The sequence below is a fragment of the Bacillus sp. FSL R9-9410 genome (assembly GCF_038050385.1).
GTDB lineage: Bacteria > Bacillota > Bacilli > Bacillales > Bacillaceae_G > Bacillus_A > Bacillus_A cereus_U.
Genome location: NZ_JBBOTV010000001.1, coordinates 1076904 through 1093521 on the forward strand (window position 1 = coordinate 1076904; position 16618 = coordinate 1093521).

The following is a 16618-nucleotide window of genomic DNA, read 5'->3' on the forward strand; positions in this document are numbered from 1 at the left end:
AGGTAACTGGGGGTTTAATTATTAGGAGGTGAAATAGGATGGCTTTAACACAAGAGCGTAAAAATGAAATCATTGCACAATTTAGAACTCATGAGACTGATACTGGTTCTCCAGAGGTTCAAATTGCTGTCCTAACGGAGCAAATTAACACTCTAAACGAGCACTTACGTACTCACAAGAAGGATCATCATTCACGTCGTGGTCTATTAAAGATGGTTGGTAAACGTCGTAACTTACTTACTTACCTTCGTAATAGCGATATCACACGTTACCGTGAATTAATCACAAAGCTTGGCTTACGTCGATAGTCAAAGAAGCGGGAATATTCCCGCTTTTTTGTTAGGTAAAAATATATCTTCTACTCTTTATAGCTTACTTAATTTTCGGCAATACTAGAGGAAAGAATATTGTGATATACTATCCATTTACATAGAAGAATTGAATATTTTAAATTGAGAGGGGTACTTAAATGAGTCAGGAAAAGCAAGTCTTCTCGATAGATTTAGCTGGTCGTCAGCTAACAATTGAAACAAGTCAGCTTGCAAAACAAGCAAACGGAGCAGTATTAGTAAGATATGGCGACACAGCAGTTCTATCTACAGCAACTGCATCAAAAGAGCCAAAAAATGTAGATTTCTTCCCGCTTACAGTAAACTATGAAGAGCGTTTATATGCAGTCGGAAAAATCCCAGGCGGTTTTATTAAGCGCGAAGGCCGTCCAAGTGAAAAAGCAATTTTAGCAAGTCGTTTAATTGACCGTCCACTCCGTCCACTTTTCGCAGATGGTTTCCGTAATGAAGTACAAGTTGTCAGCATCGTAATGAGTGTTGATCAAGACTGTTCTTCTGAGATGGCAGCTATGCTTGGTTCTTCATTAGCATTATCTATTTCAGATATTCCATTTGAAGGTCCAATCGCAGGTGCGACAGTTGGTCGTATTAATGGCGAGTTCGTTATTAATCCAACAGTAGAACAGCAAGAACAAAGTGATATTCACCTTGTTGTAGCTGGTACGAAAGATGCAATTAACATGGTTGAAGCAGGAGCGGATCAAGTACCTGAAGAAACAATGTTAGAAGCAATTATGTTTGGACACGATGAAATTAAACGTCTAATTGCATTCCAAGAAGAGATTGTACAAGCTGTCGGTAAAGAGAAAACAGCAGTGAAACTTTATGAAGTGGATGCTGATTTGAACCAAGCTGTACGTGAAATGGCTGAGACAGATATGCATTCTGCAATTCAAGTGCACGAAAAACATGCACGTGAAGATGCAATTAGCGTAGTGAAAAAGCGTGTAATTGAGCATTACGAAGCTGAGGAAGCGGATGCTGATACATTAGGACAAGTAAGTGAGATTTTATATAAAATTGTAAAAGAAGAAGTACGTCGTCTTATTACAGTTGAAAAAATCCGCCCAGATGGTCGTAAAGGTGACGAAATTCGTCCTCTAGCATCAGAGGTTGGCATTTTATCTCGTACACATGGTTCTGGTCTATTCACACGTGGACAAACGCAAGCATTAAGTATTTGTACATTAGGTGCATTAGGCGATGTGCAAATTTTAGATGGTCTAGGTGTAGAAGAGTCAAAACGCTTTATGCACCATTATAATTTCCCTTCATTTAGTGTTGGTGAAACAAGACCAATGCGTGGACCAGGTCGTCGTGAAATTGGTCACGGTGCACTAGGAGAACGTGCTCTTGAACCTGTACTTCCATCTGAAAAGGATTTCCCATATACAGTTCGTCTTGTATCTGAAGTATTAGAATCAAATGGTTCAACTTCACAAGCGAGTATTTGCGGTAGTACATTAGCGATGATGGATGCGGGTGTACCACTTAAAGCGCCAGTTGCTGGTATTGCAATGGGTCTAGTGAAATCTGGTGAGCATTACACAATTTTAACAGACATTCAAGGAATGGAAGATCATTTAGGTGATATGGACTTTAAAGTAGCAGGTACTGCAAAAGGTGTAACTGCACTACAAATGGACATTAAAATCGATGGTTTATCTCGTGAGATTTTAGAAGAAGCATTACAACAAGCGAAAGTTGGTCGTATGCACATTCTAGATCACATGTTATCTGTTATCGCTGAACCTCGCATTGAGTTATCTGCGTATGCTCCGAAGATTATTACAATGGCAATTAACCCAGATAAAATTCGTGATGTTATTGGACCAAGTGGTAAACAGATTAATAAAATCATTGAAGAAACTGGCGTTAAAATTGACATCGAGCAAGATGGTACAGTATTCATTTCATCAATTAATCAAGAGATGAATGAAAAAGCGAAGAAAATTATCGAAGATATCGTTCGCGAAGTACAAGTAGGCGAAATCTACTTAGGAAAAGTTAAACGTGTTGAAAAATTCGGTGCGTTCGTTGAATTATTTAGCGGTAAAGATGGACTTGTTCACATCTCTGAACTTGCACTTGAGCGTGTAGGTAAGGTAGAAGACGTTGTGAAAATCGGTGATGAGATTTCAGTTAAAGTTATCGAGATTGACAAACAAGGTCGTGTAAACTTATCTAGAAAAGTATTGCTAAAAGAAGAGCAAGAAAAAGAAGCAGCTAAAGAAGAAGCAGCTAAAGAAGAAAACGCACAAGAGCAACAATAAGTGAAAGCCAGTTTAGCTGGCTTTTTTTGTTATGTAAAAATGTGATTCATTTAGATTTTTATGTGAGTATAGGTATAGTTTTCATCATAACGCTCAAATTAACAAGGATAAGAAGAAAATGGTTTCTTTTTTATAGTTAATGGGAGGGTTTATATGAAAGCTCGTATATTAGCGTACATATTTATATTTTCTTTATATGTGGGTTTTGGCTCTTATTCCGTTTTTGCGCAGGATAACTTGCATGAAGAGATTCAAAAACATGTAAAACAGTACGAGATTATGCCGCAAAATGCGATGATTGATAAGATTTGGAAGGCGACGCCTGGGTATAATGGAAAACAAGTGGATATAGAAGCGTCCTATAATAATATGAAGAAAATCAAGAAGTTTGATCAAAAACAACTTGAATTTAAGGAAGTATCACCGAGTGTTCACTTAGAAGATTTACCACCAGCTCCCATTTATCGAGGACATCCAAATAAAAAAATGGTGGGATTAACAATTAATGTGGCCTGGGGTAATGAGTATTTGCCACGTATATTAGAGGTATTGAAAAAACATGATGTGAAGGCGACTTTCTTTTTAGAAGGACGCTGGGTGAAAGAAAATTTACGATTTGCCAAAATGATTGTCGATGCAAATCAAGAAGTAGGAAATCATTCTTACACACACCCTGATATGAAAACGCTGTCTACAGATGAAATACGAGATCAATTACAAAAAACGAATCGAATGATAGAAGCAGCTACAAATCAGAAAGTGAGATGGTTTGCTCCGCCAAGCGGAAGCTTTCGGGATGAGGTAGTACAAATAGCGGATGATTTCCAAATGGGGACGATTATGTGGACTGTAGATACAATTGATTGGAAGCGGCCAGAACCGGGTGTGTTATTGCAGAGAGTAATGCGAAAAATACATCCAGGTGCTATTGTACTAATGCATCCTACTTCATCTACAACAGAAGCGCTAGATACTATGATTAAAAATTTAAAGGAACAAGGATATAAAGTGGGGAATATTACAGAATTACTAGATGAAAAACGTGTGGATTAAATACATTTGCATGACATTCATCTCTAAACTTGTTATCATTAAATAATAGCAATTATTTAGAGAAACTGGCATTAGGAGGAAAGTTTTTGATTAAAAAATATACTTGTAAAAATGGTGTAAGAATTGTTATGGAGAATATACCAACTGTACGCTCGGTTGCGATTGGTATATGGATCCACGCAGGTTCAAGAAATGAAAATGAAAAAAATAATGGGGTTTCACACTTTTTAGAACATATGTTCTTTAAAGGGACAGAAACGCGAAGTGCAAGAGAGATTGCAGAATCATTTGATAGCATTGGTGGACAAGTAAATGCTTTTACTTCAAAAGAATATACATGTTACTATGCGAAAGTGCTAGATGAGCATGCTAAATACGCGTTAGATGTTTTAGCAGATATGTTCTTTAATTCAACATTTGATGAGGATGAACTGAAAAAAGAGAAGAATGTTGTATGTGAAGAAATAAAAATGTACGAAGATGCGCCAGATGATATTGTGCATGATATGTTAACGAAAGCAACATATGAAACGCATCCGCTTGGATATCCTATTTTAGGAACAGAAGAAACGCTTGAAACATTTAAAGGTGATACGTTACGTCAATATATGAAAGATCACTACACACCTGAAAATGTTGTTGTATCAATTGCAGGAAATATTGATGAAGCATTTTTACAAACTGTAGAGCAATATTTCGGTAATTACGAAGGAACAACAAATCGTGAACAAGTACATAGCCCAATCTTCCATTTCAATAAAGTAGCGCGTAAGAAAGAAACAGAACAAGCTCATTTATGTTTAGGATATAAAGGCTTGCAAATGGGCCACGAAGATATTTATAACTTAATTGTATTAAATAATGTTTTAGGTGGTAGTATGAGTAGCCGTTTATTCCAAGAAGTACGTGAGCAACGTGGATTGGCGTACTCAGTATTCTCTTATCACTCTTCTTATGAAGATACAGGAATGTTAACACTTTACGGTGGAACAGGTAGCAAACAATTAGATACACTGTATGAAACAATGCAAGAAACGTTAAATACGTTGAAAAATACAGGTATTACAGAAAAAGAGCTTGTTAACAGTAAAGAACAATTAAAAGGAAACTTAATGTTAAGTTTAGAAAGTACGAATAGTCGTATGAGCCGTAATGGTAAAAACGAATTGCTTCTTCGTAAACATCGTTCTCTTGATGAGATTATTGAAAGTGTAAACACTGTAACAAAGCAAAATGTAGACGAGTTAATTCGCAATATGTTTACCGATGAATTCTCTGCGGCACTTATTAGTCCAGATGGAAAACTGCCAAAAGGAATGAAACTTTAATCGATTTTGTAATTCATTCGCTTTCGGAAATAACCGTATCTCTTTTATAGGAGATACGGTTATTTTTTTTATATATGCAGAATAGGTACTTATTATAGGATAACCTTCATGAAAAATAGGATAGGGGGAGATTTAATGCGTTTAAGTGAATTAAGTGGCAAAGAGATTGTGGATTTAGAAAAAGCAGAAAAAATGGGAGTTTTAGGTCATGCAGATTTAGAAATTGATGAGAGAGATGGACAAATACAAGCGCTTATTATACCTACTGGGAAATGGGGAGGTTTTAAAAGAGAACAGCAAGAAGTGAGAGTAGAGTGGAGCAAAATTAAGAAGGTGGGAAATGATATGATACTTTGTGATCTTACGAACCATTCAAGATCGGAGTGAAAGATGACCATTTTGGTTGTCTTTTTTTATTTTTATATAAAGTGAAGGCTTTTACGAGTAGCCTGTGACTGCTTCCTAACTTCTTTGTTTCAGCCGAATTTTGAGGAGGTAGTCTTACTCCTCACAAATAGCGGGATAAAGAAGTTAAATCACGTGTGCTTTTTGTTTTTCAATCACCTCAAACCCGTACATTACATATGATGTGGAGGAAAAAGAAAAAGTAGGCATTTTTCTTATAAATGAAAGAAAAAGAAGGTGAATTAGGGAATGTTGACTGAGATGCATATTGCTGTCATAGGAGGAGATGCACGGCAGCTAGAAGTAATTCGCAAGCTAGTCGAACTGGACGCAAAACTTTCATTAATAGGATTTGAACAGTTAGACCATGGCTTCACAGGGGCAGCAAAAGAAAGTATACAAGATTTAAATTTCACTTCTTTAGATGCGATTATTTTGCCGGTTGCAGGGACGAATGCCAAAGGAGAAGTAGATACTATTTTTTCAAATGAAAAAGTTTCCATAACGAAAGAACAAATTGAAAAGACGCCAGAAAACTTTACTATATATTCAGGTATTGGTACACCTTACTTGGAAAATCTCGTATCTACTACAAATCGCAAACTTGTAAAATTATTTGATCGTGATGATGTTGCAATCTATAACTCTATTCCTACCGTAGAAGGTACACTAATGATGGTTATCCAACATACTGATTACACAATTCATGGATCGAATGTAATGGTTTTAGGATTTGGTAGAACTGGTATGAGTGTTGCAAGAGCCTTTCAATCATTAGGAGCACATGTCAAAGTTGGAGCGAGACGTTCGGAACATATTGCTCGTATTACAGAAATGATGTTTTCTCCTTTTCATATGCAAGACATAGAGAAAGAAGTAGGTAATATCGATATTGTTATTAACACAATTCCACATCTCGTTGTGACAGCGAATGTTATTTCAAAAATGCCAGCTCATACGCTAGTTATTGATTTAGCTTCTAAGCCAGGTGGAACGGACTTTCGCTATGCGGAGAAGCGTGGAGTGAAGGCACTATTAGCACCTGGTCTTCCTGGGATTGTTGCACCGAAAACAGCAGGACAAATATTAGCGAATGTTCTTTCTCAGTTATTAATAGCAGATGCAATCGCAAAGGAGGAGGATGAGAAATGAGTTTGAAGGGGAAACGAATTGGTTTCGGATTTACAGGCTCACATTGTACGTATGAAGAAGTTATGCCGCATTTAGAGAAGTTAATTGCAGAAGGTGCAGAAGTACGTCCCGTTGTTTCTTATACTGTCCAATCAACAAATACTAGATTTGGCGAAGGGGAAGAATGGATTAAAAAGATTGAAGAAATAACAGGGTTTAAAGCAATTAATTCAATTGTCGGAGCAGAACCACTCGGACCAAAAATCCCGCTAGATTGTATGGTGATTGCTCCTTTAACTGGAAATTCGATGAGTAAATTTGCGAATGCGATGACAGATTCTCCAGTATTAATGGCAGCAAAAGCGACGCTTAGAAATGGAAAGCCTGTTGTGTTAGCTGTTTCGACGAATGATGCTTTAGGGCTTAATGGGGTAAATCTCATGCGCCTAATGGCTACAAAAGACATCTACTTCGTACCATTCGGCCAAGATGCACCAGAGAAAAAACCGAACTCAATGGTAGCTCGTATGGAGTTACTTGAAGATACAGTATTAGAAGCGTTACAAGGAAAACAATTACAACCTGTTGTTGTAGAAAAATTCAGATATATGAATTAAAAAACGAAAAAAACGTACAATTTTTGTTGAAACCATCATTCTTACTGTAGAATATGATAAAATTAACGTTATTAAGATTAGAAGGGGCATTGTAAGCTCCTTCTAATTCTAAGTTATAGAAGGATTGGTATCTAGAAAGGGGCATAGTGATGGAAAAGCAAAAAACTTTTCATGTCGCTGTAGTTGGAGCAACCGGCGCAGTTGGTGAACAAATGTTAAATACTTTAGAGAAACGAGAATTTCCAATTGGGAAGTTAACGTTACTTTCATCTAAACGATCTGCAGGTAAGAAGCTTGTATTTAAAGGCGAAGAATTTATAGTTCAAGAGGCAACTCCTGAAAGTTTTGAAGGAGTAGATATTGCACTATTTAGTGCTGGTGGATCTGTATCGAAACAATTAGCGCCAGAAGCAGCAAAGCGCGGTGCAATTGTTGTTGATAATACAAGTGCATTCCGTATGACAGAAAACGTGCCACTTGTTGTACCTGAAGTAAATGAAAATGATTTAAAAGAACATAATGGTATTATTGCAAATCCAAACTGTTCTACAATTCAAATGGTAGTAGCTCTTGAGCCAGTTCGCCAGCAATATGGTTTAAAACGAGTAATCGTTTCCACATATCAAGCTGTATCAGGTGCTGGTGCGGCAGCTATTGAAGAACTTCATGAACAATCACAAGCAATCTTAAATGGCGAAGAAGTAAAGGCGAATGTTTTACCTGTATCAGGTGACGAAAAGCATTTCCAAATCGCTTTTAATGCTATTCCACAGATTGATAAATTCCAAGATAATGGATTTACATTTGAAGAAATGAAAATGATTAATGAAACGAAAAAAATTATGCATATGCCTGAATTAGAAGTAGCTGCGACATGTGTACGTTTACCAGTTGTATCGGGTCATTCCGAGTCTGTGTACATTGAAGTGGATAAAGAAGGCGTAACAGTAGAAGAAATGAAAAACTTACTTGCAAATGCAGAAGGTATTGTACTGCAAGATAATCCAGCAGAGCAGTTATATCCAATGCCAGCTACTGCAGTAGGTAAAAACGAAGTATTCGTTGGAAGAATCCGTAAAGATTTAAATAATGATAAAGGATTCCATCTTTGGGTCGTATCTGATAACTTATTAAAAGGCGCTGCATGGAATTCTGTTCAAATTGCAGAGCGCTTAGTAAAATTACAATTAGTGTAAACGGCTAAGAGAAGGTGCAAAATATGAAAATTATTGTTCAAAAATTTGGTGGAACATCAGTACGTGATGACAATGGGCGTAAGCATGCGCTTCACCATATAAAAAAATCGTTAGCTGCTGGTTATAAAGTAGTTACTGTCGTATCAGCAATGGGCCGTAAAGGTGAACCGTATGCAACTGATACGTTATTAAGTCTTGTAAATCAAGAGGAATCTAATATTTCTAAACGTGAGCAAGATTTATTATTATCATGTGGAGAATTAATCTCAGCAATTGTTTTCTCTAACATGTTGAATGAGAATGGTATAAAAGCAGCAGCATTAAATGGTGCACAAGCTGGTTTTGTAACGAATAATGACTTTACGAATGCTAAGATTATTGAAATGAATTGCGATCGTATACATGAAGAGTTAGAAAATGTAGATGTTATCGTTGTTACTGGATTCCAAGGTCAAACGAAAAATGGAGATACGACAACACTTGGCCGCGGAGGTAGTGATACTTCAGCTTCAGCATTAGGTGTTGCGCTTCATGCTGAATATATCGATATATTCACAGATGTTGAAGGTGTTATGACTGCGGATCCTCGTATCGTAAAAGATGCGCGTCATCTTCAAACTGTAACATATAACGAGATTTGTAACATGGCTTATCAAGGTGCGAAAGTTGTTCATCCGCGTGCGGTTGAAATTGCGATGCATGCAAAAGTACCACTTCGTGTACGTTCTACGTATTCTGATAGTGAAGGTACGCTTATTGCGGCATATGATGGTGCTACAAAAGGGCAGGATGTAGAAGAACGTCCTGTTACAGGGATTGCCCATGTGTCAAATGTAACGCAAATTAAAGTGCTTGCAAAAGAAACTGCATATGATTTACAACAACACGTGTTTAAAGAAATGGCTAATGAAGGGATTAGTGTGGACTTAATTAACATTTCTCCTACCGGTGTAGCTTACACAGTAAAGGATAGTGTATCAGCGCGTGCAGTTGAGGTTTTAAAGCAACTTGGATATGATCCAGTTGTGACAGAGCATTGTGCGAAGGTTTCTATCGTTGGTGCTGGAATGGCAGGTATTCCAGGGGTTACAGCGAAAATTGTCACAGCTTTAGCGGAAAAAGGTATTCAAATTCTGCAATCAGCAGATAGTCATACGACAATTTGGGTTCTTGTAAAAGAAGCCGATTTAGTGGAGGCTGTGAATGCATTACATAGTGCATTTGAGCTTTCAAAAGAAAAGCAACTGGAACAATAAGGAGTGAGATCATGACAGATTTTGGGATAATTGCAACCGCGATGGTAACACCGTTTGATAAAAACGGTAATATCGATTTTGCAAAGACAACGAAATTGGTAAATTATTTAATTGATAACGGTACAACAGCAATCGTGGTAGGAGGAACGACTGGAGAATCTCCTACATTAACATCAGAAGAAAAAGTAGCGTTATATCGCCATGTCGTATCTGTTGTCGATAAAAGGGTGCCCGTAATCGCTGGAACAGGTAGCAATAATACGCATGCTTCTGTTGATTTAACAAAAAAGGCAACTGAAGTTGGTGTTGATGCAGTTATGCTAGTGGCACCGTATTATAACAAACCGAGTCAAGAAGGAATGTACCAGCACTTTAAAACAATCGCTGAAAGTACTCCGCTTCCGGTAATGCTATATAATGTTCCAGGGCGATCTATTGTACAAATCTCCGTTGATACAGTTGTTCGTTTATCAGAAATAGAAAACATTGTTGCGATTAAAGATGCAGGCGGCGATGTGTTAACAATGACAGAAATCATTGAAAAAACAGCGGACGACTTTGCAGTATACAGCGGTGATGATGGTTTAACATTACCAGCTATGGCAATTGGAGCAAAAGGTATTGTTTCTGTAGCATCTCATGTTATCGGGAATGAAATGCAAGAAATGATTGCTGCATTTCAAGCTGGAGAGTTCAAAAAAGCGCAGAAATTACATCAATTACTAGTAAAAGTAACGGATGCACTATTTATGGCGCCAAGCCCAACACCAGTAAAAACAGCATTACAAATAGTGGGATTAGATGTAGGTTCTGTACGTTTGCCACTTCTTCCATTAACGGAAGAAGAAAGAGTAACGTTACAATCTGTAATGCAATCTATTCCTCGTTAATAAAAATGACCTAGTGTGAAACTAGGTCATTTTTATTTTGACTAACTATATGTAAGTGGTGAAAATTAGCTATAGTTAATAGGCTGTAATAAGAAGGGGATGGCAGGGGTAGGATTAGTAAGAAACTGATTACAGAGATAAGATTTTTTTAGTGAATATCGTTTCATGTTTATGTAAAGAACTTACATGAATATTTTTCCATTAAACTCCTATTACGTAGGAAAAATAGTGAGTATGATATGAAAATCCCCCCCGAAAATTACAGCCTCGCTTTAGCGTCTTCTCTTGTCTTTCGTATAATTTAACTTGTGTTCTATTTCTTGTATCAGGTATAATATGGCTAAGTAGCTTAGTACGGGTATGCTTAGCAAAATTAGTAAAAATTACGATTCAATGAAATTTTCATATCATATCGAATAAGATATTTGATTTATATAATGAAAGAGAGGTGAAACCTGGTTTAAAAAATTAACAAGGACATGATATCGCATAACGGTAAGGACATTCGTCTTGGACGGTGAATATATGGTGGTTGTAGAGTTTCCCCTGGTGTCTCTGCAATTTTAGTGAAATCAGTGTTTGCAAGATTTTTAAACCAGGCAACAACATGAAGAGAAAAGAGAATGAGTCTGTTAAAGTATTTGCTCTTGGCGGAGTAGGTGAAATCGGAAAAAACATGTACTGTGTTGAAATTGATTCTGAAATCTTTATTGTAGATGCAGGATTGATGTTCCCGGGAGATGAAATGTTTGGGATTGATATTGTTATTCCTGACATTACATATTTAGTAGAAAATCAAGAGCGAGTAAAAGGTCTATTTATTACCCATGGTCATGAAGATCATATTGGTGGAATTGTTTATGTGCTTCGTAAATTATCTATTCCAGTATATGCGACGAAATTAACGGTAGGACTTATACAAGAAAAGCTTGGCGAAGCAGGAATGTTAGGCCGTGTAGACTTAAAAACAATTGACTCGAATTCAACAGTAGAGTTTAATTCAACAACTGTGTCATTCTTCGGAACGACACATAGTATTCCGGATTCTGTGGGTGTTTGTTTCCATACATCAAAAGGTGCTGTAGTATATACAGGAGACTTTAAATTTGATCAAACTCCAATCGGAAATAATGGAGCAGATCTTGGAAAAATGGCGCAAATTGGAAATGAAGGCGTACTTTGCTTGTTATCTGATAGTACAAACGCTGAACGTCCTGGTTATACAGGTTCGGAAAAAGAAGTTGGTATAGAGATTTCTAAAGTATTCTATAGTTCAGAAGGACGTATTATTGTTGCTTCATTTGCCTCCAATGTACATCGTATTCAACAAGTGTTTGATGCAGCTGCTGAAACTGGAAGGAAAGTAGCCGTAGTAGGACGTAGTATGGTAAAAGTGGTAGATATTGCAAGACGTCTTGGTTATTTAGATGTTCCAGAAGGTATGGTTATTTCATTACAAGAAATAGACAATTTCCCGGAAAAAAAGGTAGCTATTTTAACGACTGGTAGTCAAGGGGAACCGATGGCAGCCCTTTCTAGAATGGCGAAGCAAGCTCATAAACAAATTTCAATTCGTAAAGGTGATACTGTTATTATTGCAGCTTCTCCAATTCCAGGAAATGAAATATCTGTATCAAAAATTATTGACTTGTTATTTAGATCTGGGGCTGAGGTTATTTATTACGGTGAAAGAAAAGTTCACGTTTCAGGTCACGGTAGCCAAGAAGAATTAAAGCTGATGATAAATTTAATGAAGCCGAAGTATTTTGTACCCGTACATGGTGAGTTCCGTATGCAAAAAGCACATGCATATTTAGCGGAAGATGTAGGTATTAAGAGAGAGAATATCTTTATCGTAGAAAAAGGTGATGTAATTGCTTTTGGTGACGATGAAGCAAAAATAGCTGGTAAAGTGCAAGCTGGTAATGTTTTAATTGATGGATTAGGTGTAGGTGACGTCGGTAACATCGTTCTTCGAGATAGAAAGATGTTATCTCAAGATGGAATTTTAGTTGTTGTTGTAACACTAGGTAAGGATGAAAAGAAAATAATCTCTGGTCCAGAAATTATTTCACGCGGCTTTGTATATGTTCGTGAATCAGAAGCATTAATCGAACGATCCACAGATATTGTACGTATGATTGTTGAACAATCAATTAAAGAGTATACAATTGAATGGTCTATGTTGAAACAAAATATTCGTGAATTATTAGGGCAGTTCTTGTACGAAGAAACGAAGAGAAAGCCAATGATTTTACCGATTATTATGGAAGTATAAAGAAGGTCACCTTTACAGGTGATCTTTTTCTTTTTTAACCCTATCGAATGAAATTCATAACTTAAGAAATAATAGTTATATACGAGTGAAAGGGGATGCGATATGACAGAACGTGATCGTTATACAAATGCAGAAAAAGAAGCTGAGCCGAAAGAAGTTTCAAAAGAGGCTTCTATAGTGGAGAAAATTCAGCAACTTGGGCAGACGAATGTACCACAAATGAATGAATCGCGTATTCATTGCTTAACAATTGTTGGGCAGGTGGAAGGTCATATTCAGTTGCCACCACAAAATAAAACAACAAAATATGAACACATCATTCCGCAAATTGTCGCGATTGAACAAAATCCGAAAATTGAAGGTTTACTGTTAATATTAAATACAGTTGGAGGTGACGTTGAAGCTGGGTTAGCGATTTCTGAAATGGTGGCTTCGCTTTCAAAACCAACTGTATCTCTTGTTTTAGGAGGAGGGCATTCAATCGGTGTACCGATTGCGGTCTCAACTGATTATTCATTTATTGCCGAAACAGCGACGATGACAATTCATCCGATTCGTTTAACAGGCCTTGTTATAGGTGTGCCGCAAACATTTGAGTATTTGGATAAAATGCAAGAAAGAGTCATTCGATTTGTGACAAAGCATTCGAAAGTAACGGAAGATCGTTTTAAAGAGCTTATGTTTGCAAAAGGGAATTTGACGCGAGATATTGGGACGAATGTAATAGGTGGAGATGCAGTGAAGTATGGTCTTATAGATGGTGTCGGTGGTATTGGTAGCGCACTTCGAAAATTAAACGAATTAATTGATGAACACATGGATAATAGTGCAGAAGGGACAATGCTAAAATGATTTTATATACAATTATGCCAGAGCAACTTGTGTATCCGGCCGATTATTCACAATGCGAAAGCCAAAAAGTTGTGAATATAAATGGCGTGGAATTAGTGGTTTCTGAGGAGGATAATCAATGTTACTCTATTGTACGTGTATTAAGTACGAATCCGTCTCACTACCTAGAGTTTGAGCCTGGACAGAAAATTACCTTTTAGCAAAAAGAAGGATTTTGTTTAGGAGCTATGGTATAATATAAAAAACAAGACGGTCGAGCAGCCATGAGTAGGCTGCTTTCTTCTGTTTATTTAACATTTTACAAGAAGTGTAAAAATAGAAGATATAAAGACCTGAAAAATAGAGAGAAAGACATATAAGTAGAGCTTTTTTTATAAGAAAGTTGTACTTAATTTTTAGAACACGAGGTGAAGAAATGGCAAAACAAAAGCAAAGAGGGACGAAGGCTAAGGCAAGACGTACGATAAAGCCAACTTTGTATTATGAAATCGTCGGGTTGACTCTTTTTGCGCTTTCGATTATTACGATTTTACAGCTAGGTGTTGTAGGGAAATCGTTTGTGTTGTTTTTTCGCTTCTTCTTTGGTGAGTGGTACATAATTGGTGTATTAGGTGTAATAGCTTTATCTGTTGCGTTTGTAATAAAGCGGGGATGGCCAAACCTTTTAAATAAACGGCTAATAGGTGTTTATTTAATTGTACTAGCAATATTAATGTTTAGTCATATTACATTATTTAACCTTCTTACGAAAGATGGAGCTGTGCAAAATACTTCTGTAATTGTTAGTACAAAAGATTACTTCTTCCTTGAAATGAAAAAGGGCCCGGATAGTGTTCATTTAGGTGGTGGTATGTTCGGTGCACTGATGTTCGCAACGTGCTATTTCTTATTTGACGAAGTAGGGGCATATATCATTGGAATTATTTTAGTTATTCTTGGAATACTTTGTATAACAAATAAGCATATTGGAGAAGTGCTTGCTCCGGTAGGGAGAATTCTTAGAAGTCAATTTCAAGTAATGCAAGGGGATTATAAAGATTGGAAATCTCAAAGGGTCGCCGAGCAAACTGAAAAGAAAAAAACAACAAGAAGCAAGAGACGTGAACGTGTTGCTGAACAAGAAGAAGCTATTGAGCCAGTAGAAGAAATAGAAATTGGTCCACCAATTATTTCGAATTTTACTGAGAATTATCCAGTAAGTGAAGAGACGGAAAAGCAGATAGAAGAAAATGATTTAATCAATCCTCCGTTTATTGAAGAGGCAGTTCCACCTACACCAGAAGAACAATCTCAAAAGAAACGAGGAGAAAAAATCGTTGAATCGCTAGAAGGTGAAACGAAAGCACCTCCTATGCAATTTTCTAATGTGGAAAATAAAGATTATAAGCTTCCTTCGCTTGATATATTAAAGTTTCCCCAAAATAAGCAAGTTACAAATGAAAATGCGGAAATTTATGAAAATGCTCGTAAATTGGAACGTACATTCCAAAGTTTTGGTGTGAAAGCGAAAGTAACAAAAGTACATAGAGGTCCTGCAGTTACGAAGTATGAAGTGTATCCTGATATGGGAGTAAAGGTAAGTAAAATTGTTAGTTTAAGTGATGATTTAGCGCTTGCTTTAGCAGCGAAAGACATTCGTATTGAAGCACCTATTCCCGGGAAATCAGCTGTAGGGATTGAGGTTCCGAATTCAGAAGTTTCTATGGTAACGCTGAGAGAAGTTCTTGATTCAAAGGCGAATAACCACCCAGAAGAGAAGTTATTAATTGGTCTTGGACGTGATGTTACAGGAGAGGCTGTATTGGCACGTTTAAATAAAATGCCCCATTTATTAGTAGCTGGTGCGACTGGTAGTGGAAAGAGTGTATGTATTAATGGAATTATTGTAAGTATTTTAATGCGTGCGAAACCGCATGAAGTAAAATTAATGATGATTGATCCGAAAATGGTAGAGTTAAATGTATATAACGGTGTTCCACACTTATTAACACCAGTTGTAACTGATCCGAAAAAAGCGTCACAGGCTTTGAAGAAAGTTGTGAGTGAAATGGAGCGTCGTTATGAATTATTTGCGCATAGCGGTACGCGTAACATGGAAGGGTATAACGATTATATTAAAGAACATAATAGCCAATCGGAAGCGAAACAACCTGAATTACCATATATTGTGGTAATTGTGGACGAGTTAGCTGATTTAATGATGGTTGCTTCTTCGGATGTAGAAGATGCGATTATGCGTTTAGCACAAATGGCACGTGCTGCTGGTATTCATTTAATTATTGCGACTCAGCGCCCGTCAGTTGATGTTATCACGGGTGTTATTAAAGCGAATATTCCATCGCGTATTGCATTTGCTGTATCTTCCCAAATAGATTCTCGAACGATTCTTGACGGTGGTGGTGCAGAGAAGTTGCTAGGTCGTGGAGATATGTTGTTCATACCAATTGGTGCATCGAAACCTGTTCGTGTACAAGGGGCGTTTTTATCAGATGATGAAGTTGAGAGAGTTGTAGAATCTGTCATTGCGCAGCAAAAAGCGCAATATCAAGAGGATATGATTCCACAAGATGTTCCTGAAACAAAGCAGGAAGTAGAAGATGAATTATACGATGAAGCGGTTCAGCTTGTAGTAGAAATGCAAACAGCATCTGTTTCTATGTTACAACGTAGATTTAGAGTAGGATATACGCGAGCAGCGCGTTTAATTGATGCCATGGAAATGAATGGTGTAGTAGGCCCTTATGAAGGTAGTAAACCAAGGGGAGTACTCATTAAAGATGTGCAAGAAAAAAGTTCTTAAAAAAAGCCTAATTGTTTTTACAATTAGGCTTTTTTATATGCTGTTTTTGTTATATACTATAGTCAACAGAAAAGAAAGCACTTACATAACGAAGAGGTCTTTAGAATACGAATGCTTATCGTTTTGGTTTTCGAAACGTTCGATATTTAATGTAGAAAAATGTTGAATTCTGTTGACACATATGGGAGC

14 protein-coding genes are annotated in these 16618 nt (G+C 37.0%); all 14 read left to right on the top strand.

Features of this window, described 5'->3' with window-relative positions; translation table 11 throughout:
* Window positions 1-38: 38 nt before the first annotated feature.
* The 14 genes from rpsO (at window position 39) to MKX77_RS05960 (ending at window position 16429) form a co-directional block, all read left to right on the top strand.
* Entirely contained in the window at window positions 39-308 is a 270-nt protein-coding gene (gene rpsO, locus MKX77_RS05895; RefSeq protein ID WP_001229392.1) for a 30S ribosomal protein S15, read from the top strand.
* A gap of 161 nt (window positions 309-469) precedes the next feature.
* Window positions 470-2623, top strand: a complete 2154-nt coding sequence (gene pnp, locus MKX77_RS05900) for a polyribonucleotide nucleotidyltransferase (RefSeq protein ID WP_215553949.1) — start codon at window positions 470-472, stop codon at window positions 2621-2623.
* A 153-nt stretch (window positions 2624-2776) separates the two neighbouring features.
* Entirely contained in the window at window positions 2777-3676 is a 900-nt protein-coding gene (locus tag MKX77_RS05905) for a polysaccharide deacetylase family protein (protein ID WP_341306009.1), read from the top strand.
* A gap of 86 nt (window positions 3677-3762) precedes the next feature.
* Window positions 3763-5004 carry a M16 family metallopeptidase gene (locus MKX77_RS05910; RefSeq protein WP_341306010.1) on the top strand — a complete coding sequence of 414 codons (1242 nt, stop codon included), beginning with the start codon at window positions 3763-3765 and terminating at the stop codon, window positions 5002-5004.
* 135 nt (window positions 5005-5139) lie between these two features.
* The gene (locus MKX77_RS05915) at window positions 5140-5391 is read left to right on the top strand and encodes a YlmC/YmxH family sporulation protein (RefSeq protein WP_341306011.1); all 252 of its coding nucleotides are present in this window, start codon (window positions 5140-5142) and stop codon (window positions 5389-5391) included.
* Window positions 5392-5658: 267 nt separating this feature from the next.
* Window positions 5659-6561: a dipicolinic acid synthetase subunit A gene (gene dpaA, locus MKX77_RS05920; RefSeq protein WP_002160749.1), complete on the top strand. Its 903-nt coding sequence runs from the start codon at window positions 5659-5661 to the stop codon at window positions 6559-6561.
* The gene (dpaB, locus tag MKX77_RS05925; RefSeq protein ID WP_002111357.1) at window positions 6558-7157 is read left to right on the top strand and encodes a dipicolinate synthase subunit B; all 600 of its coding nucleotides are present in this window, start codon (window positions 6558-6560) and stop codon (window positions 7155-7157) included. The genes dpaA and dpaB overlap by 4 nt, the downstream gene beginning before the upstream one ends.
* Window positions 7158-7306: 149 nt before the next feature.
* A complete protein-coding gene (gene asd, locus MKX77_RS05930) occupies window positions 7307-8353 on the top strand; it encodes an aspartate-semialdehyde dehydrogenase (protein WP_147740039.1) in 1047 nt (348 codons plus the stop codon).
* A gap of 23 nt (window positions 8354-8376) precedes the next feature.
* On the top strand, window positions 8377-9609 hold the full coding sequence (dapG, locus tag MKX77_RS05935; protein WP_215553947.1) for an aspartate kinase: 1233 nt from the start codon (window positions 8377-8379) through the stop codon (window positions 9607-9609).
* Between the two features lie 11 nt (window positions 9610-9620).
* Complete coding sequence (gene dapA, locus MKX77_RS05940) at window positions 9621-10499, top strand: 4-hydroxy-tetrahydrodipicolinate synthase (protein ID WP_341306012.1); 879 nt, start codon at window positions 9621-9623, stop codon at window positions 10497-10499.
* A 607-nt stretch (window positions 10500-11106) separates the two neighbouring features.
* Window positions 11107-12777, top strand: coding sequence for a ribonuclease J (locus MKX77_RS05945; protein WP_215553945.1), 1671 nt, complete (start codon window positions 11107-11109; stop codon window positions 12775-12777).
* 102 nt (window positions 12778-12879) lie between these two features.
* Window positions 12880-13629, top strand: coding sequence for a ClpP family protease (locus MKX77_RS05950; protein WP_341306013.1), 750 nt, complete (start codon window positions 12880-12882; stop codon window positions 13627-13629).
* Window positions 13626-13829: a YlzJ-like family protein gene (locus MKX77_RS05955; RefSeq protein ID WP_002088064.1), complete on the top strand. Its 204-nt coding sequence runs from the start codon at window positions 13626-13628 to the stop codon at window positions 13827-13829. The genes MKX77_RS05950 and MKX77_RS05955 overlap by 4 nt, the downstream gene beginning before the upstream one ends.
* A 215-nt stretch (window positions 13830-14044) precedes the next feature.
* Complete coding sequence (locus MKX77_RS05960) at window positions 14045-16429, top strand: DNA translocase FtsK (RefSeq protein WP_341306014.1); 2385 nt, start codon at window positions 14045-14047, stop codon at window positions 16427-16429.
* The last annotated feature ends 189 nt before the right edge of the window (window positions 16430-16618 follow it).

Coding starts and splice junctions, on each gene's coding strand:
- rpsO (WP_001229392.1), top strand. CDS start 39: ATGGCTTTAACACAAGAGCGTAAAAATGAAATCATTGCACAATTTAGA.
- pnp (WP_215553949.1), top strand. CDS start 470: ATGAGTCAGGAAAAGCAAGTCTTCTCGATAGATTTAGCTGGTCGTCAG.
- MKX77_RS05905 (WP_341306009.1), top strand. CDS start 2,777: ATGAAAGCTCGTATATTAGCGTACATATTTATATTTTCTTTATATGTG.
- MKX77_RS05915 (WP_341306011.1), top strand. CDS start 5,140: ATGCGTTTAAGTGAATTAAGTGGCAAAGAGATTGTGGATTTAGAAAAA.
- dpaA (WP_002160749.1), top strand. CDS start 5,659: ATGTTGACTGAGATGCATATTGCTGTCATAGGAGGAGATGCACGGCAG.
- dpaB (WP_002111357.1), top strand. CDS start 6,558: ATGAGTTTGAAGGGGAAACGAATTGGTTTCGGATTTACAGGCTCACAT.
- asd (WP_147740039.1), top strand. CDS start 7,307: ATGGAAAAGCAAAAAACTTTTCATGTCGCTGTAGTTGGAGCAACCGGC.
- dapG (WP_215553947.1), top strand. CDS start 8,377: ATGAAAATTATTGTTCAAAAATTTGGTGGAACATCAGTACGTGATGAC.
- dapA (WP_341306012.1), top strand. CDS start 9,621: ATGACAGATTTTGGGATAATTGCAACCGCGATGGTAACACCGTTTGAT.
- MKX77_RS05945 (WP_215553945.1), top strand. CDS start 11,107: ATGAAGAGAAAAGAGAATGAGTCTGTTAAAGTATTTGCTCTTGGCGGA.
- MKX77_RS05950 (WP_341306013.1), top strand. CDS start 12,880: ATGACAGAACGTGATCGTTATACAAATGCAGAAAAAGAAGCTGAGCCG.
- MKX77_RS05955 (WP_002088064.1), top strand. CDS start 13,626: ATGATTTTATATACAATTATGCCAGAGCAACTTGTGTATCCGGCCGAT.
- MKX77_RS05960 (WP_341306014.1), top strand. CDS start 14,045: ATGGCAAAACAAAAGCAAAGAGGGACGAAGGCTAAGGCAAGACGTACG.